At 77.5% G+C, this 6,785-nt stretch carries 6 protein-coding genes; all 6 read left to right on the forward strand.

What is annotated here, in order from left to right:
- The first annotated feature begins 252 nt into the window (after positions 1-252).
- The gene (locus tag ATM99_RS13655) at positions 253-1,827 is read left to right on the forward strand and encodes a hypothetical protein (RefSeq protein ID WP_150118293.1); all 1,575 of its coding nucleotides are present in this window, start codon (positions 253-255) and stop codon (positions 1,825-1,827) included.
- Between the two features lie 447 nt (positions 1,828-2,274).
- Positions 2,275-3,477 carry an OmpA family protein gene (locus tag ATM99_RS13660; protein WP_062103427.1) on the forward strand — a complete coding sequence of 401 codons (1,203 nt, stop codon included), beginning with the start codon at positions 2,275-2,277 and terminating at the stop codon, positions 3,475-3,477.
- A complete protein-coding gene (locus tag ATM99_RS13665; protein ID WP_062103428.1) occupies positions 3,474-4,097 on the forward strand; it encodes a hypothetical protein in 624 nt (207 codons plus the stop codon). Before ATM99_RS13660 ends, ATM99_RS13665 begins: the two co-directional genes overlap by 4 nt.
- Positions 4,098-4,172: 75 nt before the next feature.
- Positions 4,173-4,517, forward strand: coding sequence for a DUF4190 domain-containing protein (locus tag ATM99_RS13670; RefSeq protein WP_062103429.1), 345 nt, complete (start codon positions 4,173-4,175; stop codon positions 4,515-4,517).
- Complete coding sequence (locus ATM99_RS13675; RefSeq protein WP_082659757.1) at positions 4,517-5,239, forward strand: response regulator transcription factor; 723 nt, start codon at positions 4,517-4,519, stop codon at positions 5,237-5,239. Before ATM99_RS13670 ends, ATM99_RS13675 begins: the two co-directional genes overlap by 1 nt.
- On the forward strand, positions 5,236-6,189 hold the full coding sequence (locus ATM99_RS13680) for a sensor histidine kinase KdpD (protein WP_223305084.1): 954 nt from the start codon (positions 5,236-5,238) through the stop codon (positions 6,187-6,189). Before ATM99_RS13675 ends, ATM99_RS13680 begins: the two co-directional genes overlap by 4 nt.
- Positions 6,190-6,785: the final 596 nt, after the last annotated feature.

Genomic DNA, 6,785 nt, shown 5'->3' on the forward strand with positions numbered 1-6,785 from the left:
CGGGCCCCGGCCACGGACGCCGCTCCGACGGACCAGGGCCCGGACACCGCTCGGACGGACCAGGGCCCGGACACTGCTCGGACGGACGTTGCTCGGACGGACCAGGCGCCGGACGCCGCCGTCACCCCCGCGGCCCCGCGGGCCGACGGCGCCGACCCGGGGGCGTCGACCGCCGGTCCGTCCGACGGTGCGCCGCCGCCCCACGACGCGGCGCAGCACGCAGCACCGCGGACGTCGGCGCGCGACGAGCGGGTGCGAGACGCGGCCGCGTCGTGGGACGCCGCCCCGTCGGGCGTCGCCTCGTCGGAGGCCACCCCGACGGGCGCCGCGCCGACGGCCGCCGCGACCCCGCCGCCCGCACGACCGGCCGCGGCACCGGCCCCCCAGCCCGGCGCCGCACCCGCGCCCGTCGCGCCGGTCGCCGCACCTGCTGCCGCCGCGCCCGTCGTGCCCGGGGCAGCCGCCGCGGCCGCCGACACCGAGATGCTGCGCCGACGCTGGCCGGACGTGCTGACGACGCTGCGTCGGCTCCGGCTGCCGTCGTGGGCGCTGGTCAACCAGCACGCGCAGATCCTCGAGCTCGACGCGACGACGCTGCGGCTCGGCTTCGCGCAGCCGGGGCTCGTCACGACGTTCCGCAACAGCAACCACGGCGACGTCGTCGCGCGTGCTCTCGCCGAGACCCTCGGCGTCACGGCGCGCGTCGAGGCCGTCCTCGACGAGCCCGGCGGCGGGTCGGGAGGGTCGGGCGGCCACGGACCGGCGAACCCCGGCGCGCCGACGCCGCAGGTCCCCGACGTCATCTCGCCCGAGCGGGCCGCCGCGTCGTGGGGCGACCCCGTGCCGGCGACGTCCGGGGCAGGCACGCCCGACCCCGCACGTGACGCCGGGGCCGCCGACGCCGCGACCACGCAGGGCGGCGGTCACGCGCCGACGTCGACCGCGACGAGCGCCGGCGACGCTGAGCGCCCCGCGGGCCTGAGCGCTGCACCGGCCGCACCCGCCGCCGACCGCGTTCCCACCACGTCCGGTCGCGAGGGATCCGACCCGGTCGAGGCGGCACCCGCGGACGGCACCTCCGGTCCGACGACGGACCACCACGACACCGCCGCCGGGAGCGGGGTCGTCGATCCCGGTGCCGGCGCCGCCGTGAGCGGTCGTCCGGTCCCGCCCTGGGAGCCCGATCCCGCGGCCGACGACGCCGCAGCGTCGGACCCGTCCGTCTCGTCGCGTCGTGACGAGGCCCCCGCTGGCCCCGTCATGCCGGGCACCAGGGCATCGACCGCCGCGACGCCGACCACCGAGACGTCGACCGTCACGGCACCGACCGCCACGGCATCGACCGCGTCGGAGGCCCGGTCCGCGTCCGGCACCGACGCGCGATCGGCGGGAGGCGCCTCGTCCGGCGCCGCCCCGGTCGTGGCGCACCACGACGACGACATCCCGCCTGGCGACGAGCCCGACGACCCGTGGCGCGACGGTCCGCCGCGGCCCGCCGCGCCCCGCTCGGGTGGTCCGGCACCGCACCGGACGGCCCCCGCGGGCGCGCCCTCCGGCCGCGGTGCGCCCGGCTCGGCGCGCGCGGACGCGTCCGGTCCCGCGGCTCCCGCCGCGCCGTCGGCGCCGCCCGTCGGCCCCGGCGCGACGGCGCGCGAGCGTGGCGCCGCCGCGGCGCGGGCCGCCGCCGCGCAGTCGCGCAGCCGCCGGCAGGAGCCCGACGAGCCGTCGCCCGACGACCCGACGATCGGCCAGTCCGGCCTCGTGGGGGTGCAGCTCGTGGCGCAGGTCCTCGGCGGGCGCGTCATCGAGGAGCAGATCGAGGCGTGACCCCGGCGGGCCGCAGCCTCGCCGGACGACGCCGGGACCGTCCGCACCACGTCGCGAGTCACCTTGTCCGGAGCGCGCCTCGTGCCCAGCGTGCCCCGTCCGGACCGTGACTCGTCGGGACCGCGCCTCGTCCCGTCGCGCCCCGTCCGGACCGTGACTCGTCGGGACCGCGCCTCGTCTCATCGCGCCCCGTGCGGACCGCGCCCCGTGCGGACCGCGCTCCGTCCCGTCGCGCCCCGTCCGGACCACGCCAGGTCCGACGCGCGTCCCGCCGACCCGGCGGCGCGCGCGGCCGGGCGAGCCGCCTCCTGCGTCGTGACCGGCCGTGACCCGGTACCGCCGCGCTCGTCCGCCCGGGTGAACCTGCGACCCCTCGTCGCAGGACTGCGACACCCCTGCGACGTCTCGACGATCGCACGATGCGTGGTTCGCCCTACGTTGTGTGCCATGTCCGACGTCATCGCCCGCCCGGCCCGCCGCACCGCCGGGGCCCTGGCCGTCCTGCTCACCGGCACGCTGCTCACCGCGTGCGGCGCCTCCGTCGAGGAGGCCGCCCCCTCGTCCCCCGCACCCACGCGCCCCGACCGGGTGACGCCGACCGCGTCGCCCACGCCCACCGGGCCCGCCGTGCCGACCGTCCGTGGGTACGGGCCGGGGGAGATCCCGCCGGTCCCGATGTTCCTGCTGCCCGACCTCAGCATGCTCGACGCGTCGCTCGCGGGTTTCGCGATCCAGGTGGACGACGCCGTCGGCGACCTGCCGGGCGTGCGCGTCGAGACGCTGCGCTGCGAGGCCGAGGGCACGGGCGTCGGCGAGCTGCTCGCGTACGGCGACGGGTCGGGCACGTTCACCGGGCCCGACGGTTCGGTCGTCAACTACGGCGACGGCTCGGGCTCGTACTCCCTCAACGGCGTCGCGGTCACGGTGTACGGCGACGGGTCGGGCACGTACAGCGACGGCGCGACGTCGGTGGTCAGCTACGGCGACGGGTCCGGGAGCTACGCCGACGGCACGACGGCGGTCACGCTGTACGGGGACGGGTCGGGCACCTGGTCGCGCGGTGACCGCTCGATCACCAACTACGGCGACGGGTCGGGCACGGCGACCGACGGCGCGGTGTCGATCACCAACTACGGCGACGGCTCGGGCCTGTACGCGTCGGCGGACCTGACGATCAACAACTACGGCGACGGCACGGGCCTGGTGAACGGGACGCCGATCGAGGTGGAGCCGCTGCCGCCGGTGCCCCCGCTGGGGAGCTTCCCGTCGATGGGCGTCATCGCGCCGGTGCCGTCGTGCGGCACGCGCCTCGTCCTGGACTCCTCGGTGCTGTTCGACTTCGACAGCGCACAGGTCCGGCCCGACGCGGCGGCCACGCTCGACGCGGTCGCGAGCGTGCTCGCCGCCGTCCCGGCCGCGCGCGTCGAGGGCCACACCGACTCGATCTCCGACGACGCGTACAACCAGACCCTGTCGGAGAAGCGCGCCACGGCCGTGGTCGCGGCGCTCGAGCAGCGCGGCATGAGCGGCGACCTCGAGGCCGTCGGGTTCGGCGAGAGCCGCCCGGTCGCGCCCAACGAGCTGGACGGCAAGGACAACCCGGCGGGGCGCCAGCTCAACCGGCGCGTCGAGATCGTGGTCCCGTCGTGACGTCGCGGGTCCGCGCGGCGGTCGGTGCCCGGGGCGTGGCCGCTCCGGCTCTCGTCGCGGCGGCGGTCGCCGTGCTGGCCGCGGGGTGCTCCGTCCGGGTCGTCGACGCGGACGCGTCGCCCGCGCCGCAGGTGGAGGTCTCGGCCCACGCCGAGCGCAGCGCGCCCGACGGCGGGGTCCGTCCCCTGCCCGCCCCGACACGCGTCGGCGACGGCCGCGACCTCGGGTCCACGTCGCCGGCCACGGCCGGTGCGCCACGCGGCTCGGGCCTGCCGCCGCTGCTCGACCGCGCCGGCCTGCTGGAGTCCGTCACGCAGACCGCGACGTGCGGCGGCGGCGACCTCACGGTCGTCGAGGTCGGCGCGACCGTCCAGGTCACGGACGACTGCGCGACGCTGTCGGTGCAGAGCGCCGACACGCGCGTCGTCGCCGGACGCGTCGAGCACCTCGTCGTCGAGGCTGCGGGCGTGCGGGCCGTCGTCGCCGACGTCGGCACCGTCACGGTCGACGGCGCGGGCGTCCGCGTCGCCTGGGAGGACGGCACACCCCGCGTCGAGGCGTCCGGCGCCGACGTGAGCTACGGCCCCGTGGGCGTCGTCCGGCTCGACGTCGACGGCTGACCTCCCGCCCTGCCCGTCCGCCGCGCACCGCGGCACCGCAGCCCCTGGCTACCGCACCCCTCACCGGAGGACAGCATGAGCGACCCGACCCCGCCGCCGTACGGCACCCCCTCGTACGGTCCGCCGCCCGCAGGACCCGCCTACGGCACGCCGCCCGGCTACCCGGCCGGCCCCTACGGTCAGCCGTACGTGACGCGCCGCACCAACCCGATGGCGATCGCGGCGTTCGTGACCGGGCTGCTCGGCTTCGCGATCATCCCCGTGGTGCTCGGGCACCTGGGTCTGGCGCAGATCCGCCGCACCGGGGACGGCGGCGGCTGGATGGCCGTCATCGGCCTCGTGCTCGGGTACGGCATGTGCCTGGTGTACGCGGCGATGGTGCTGCTCGTCGGCGGCAGCCTGTGGTGGGGGACGCGCTAGTGGACGACGCGCCCCACGTGCTGCTCGTCGACGACGAGCGCGCGATCCTCGACGGCCTCGCGCCGTTCCTCGAGCGGTCGGGTCTGCGCGTCAGCACGGCGGGCGACGGGCAGCAGGCGCTCGACGTCCACGCGGCCACGCCCGCGGACATCCTGGTGTGCGACGTCCTCATGCCGCGGCTCGACGGCCGCAGCCTGGTGCGGCGGCTGCGCGCGGGCGGCGACTGGACGCCGGTCGTGCTGCTGACGCAGGTGGGGGAGTCGTACGAGCGCTCGGCGGCCCTCGAGGAGGGCGCCGACGACTACCTCAACAAGCCGTTCGACCCGCAGGAGCTGCTCGCGCGCGTGCGGGCCGTGCTGCGCCGCGCGGTGCCCGGGCAGCCGCCGCTCGCGACGGCCGAGGTGCTGGTCAGCGGGGACCTGCGCGTCGACCGCGCGGCACGGCGCGTGACGCTCGCGGGCGCTCCCGTCGCGCTGACGCCCAAGGCGTCGCTGCTGCTCGACTACCTCGTGACGCACCCGGGTGAGCTGCTCACGCGCGAGCGGCTGCTGTCGGCGCTGTGGGGGTTCGAGTCGATGGTGACGACGCGTGCGGTGGACCACCGCGTCGCGGAGATCCGGCGCGTGCTCGGGGACGACGCGGGCGCGCCGCGGTTCGTCGAGACCGTCCCGCAGGCGGGGTACCGGTTCTGCGGCACGGTGACGCGCGGGGTGCGCGCGTGAGCGTGCCGCGCGGCCTGCGGCCGTGGTTCGTCGTGGCCGGTGCGGTCGCGCTGCTGGGGCTGGTGGCGGGTGGTGCGCTCGCGCTGAGCGGGCGCGCGTGGGTGCTGGTCGTGACGACGCGGCTGCCGCTCGCGCTCGCGGTCGGCGGCCTGGTCGTCGCGGTGCTGCTCGTGGGCGTCGGCGCGGTGCGCGAACGGCGCGTGAGGGTGCACGCCGCGGCGGTCGCGGACGCCGAGGCCGCGGCTCGCGCGGACGAGCGCGCGCGGCACCGGCGGTTCCTGCAGCGGCTCGACCACGAGCTGAAGAACCCGGTGACGGCCATCCGTGCCGCCGTCGCCGGCCTGGGCCCGGCGGCCGCGTCGGACGACGGCGCGGCGCGCGCGCACGCGACGCTCGACGCGCAGGCGGGCCGGCTCGCGCACCTGGTCGCGGACCTGCGCAAGCTCGCCGAGCTCGAGACGCAGCCGATCGAGCAGGAGGACGTCGACGTCGCGCAGGTCGTGCGCGACGCGGTGGACGACGTGCTCGCGCAGGCGCAGGCCGCGGGGCGCCCGCGCCCGGCGGTGACGGTGTCGCTGCCGACCGTGCCGTGGCCGCTGCCGCACGTCCGCGGCGACGTCGACCTGCTGTACCTGGCGGTGTACAACCTGCTGGGCAACGCCGTGAAGTTCTCACCGCCGGGCACGCCGGTGGAGGTTCGCGGGTCGGACGAGGGCGGGACCGTCGTCGTCGAGGTCGCGGACTCCGGCCCCGGCGTGCCGGACGACGAGGTGGGCGTCGTGTTCGACGAGCTCGCGCGCGGCCGCGACGCGCGCGGCACGCCGGGCTCGGGGCTGGGCCTCGCGCTCGTGCGCGTCATCGCCGAGCGGCACGGCGGCCGCGCGACGCTCCGCTCACGCGTCGGCCACGGCACCGTCGTCCGTCTGCACCTGCCCGCCGACCGCCCCTGACGCCGGCCGGTGCGTCTGCGGATGGTCGCGGATCTGGCAGGTGCACCTCCTGGTGGTCTCTGGCCCGCTGGTGGTCCCAGGCCCGGTTGCTGCTGTCGGTGGGTGACTGGTCGGGGGTTGCTGCTGTCGGCGGGCAACTGCTCACTCCTCTGACCAGCTCACGCAGCCCTGCCCCGTCGTCCTCCCGCGCACAGCCGTCCTCCCTGCCTCGGCTCCTGGCGCCCTGCGCGCGGTCAACTGGTCAGGGATCCCCGCAGGTGCGCATGAGCTGGTCGCTTCTCTGACCTGTTCGCGCCGTCGAGCGGATCCGGGTCTCGCCTCGGGGGGGGGGACTCATCTGGCGATCTGGCCCGTCGGCCCGGTGGCACCGCCGGCCGGGCCCCTGTCGAGGTGTGACCCCGGCGGTGGGCAACTGGTCACGTCTTCCGATCACAGGTCGGCGACCGGTCGCTTCTGTGACCAGTTCGGGACGTCGAGCCATGCTCCCCGCCGGGGTCGGGCCCCCGCCGACCGGCAACTGGTCACGTATCCGGCCGGGCGGCCGTCAACCGGTCACTTCTGTGACCAGTTCGCGCGGCTGGGGCAGAGGAGTGCGG

This window comes from Cellulomonas sp. B6 (genome assembly GCF_001462455.1).
In the GTDB taxonomy this organism is placed as follows: domain Bacteria; phylum Actinomycetota; class Actinomycetes; order Actinomycetales; family Cellulomonadaceae; genus Cellulomonas.

Excerpts from the sequence above, each read along its gene's own strand:
- ATM99_RS13670 (WP_062103429.1), top strand. The coding sequence starts at position 4,173 with ATGAGCGACCCGACCCCGCCGCCGTACGGCACCCCCTCGTACGGTCCG.
- ATM99_RS13660 (WP_062103427.1), top strand. The coding sequence starts at position 2,275 with ATGTCCGACGTCATCGCCCGCCCGGCCCGCCGCACCGCCGGGGCCCTG.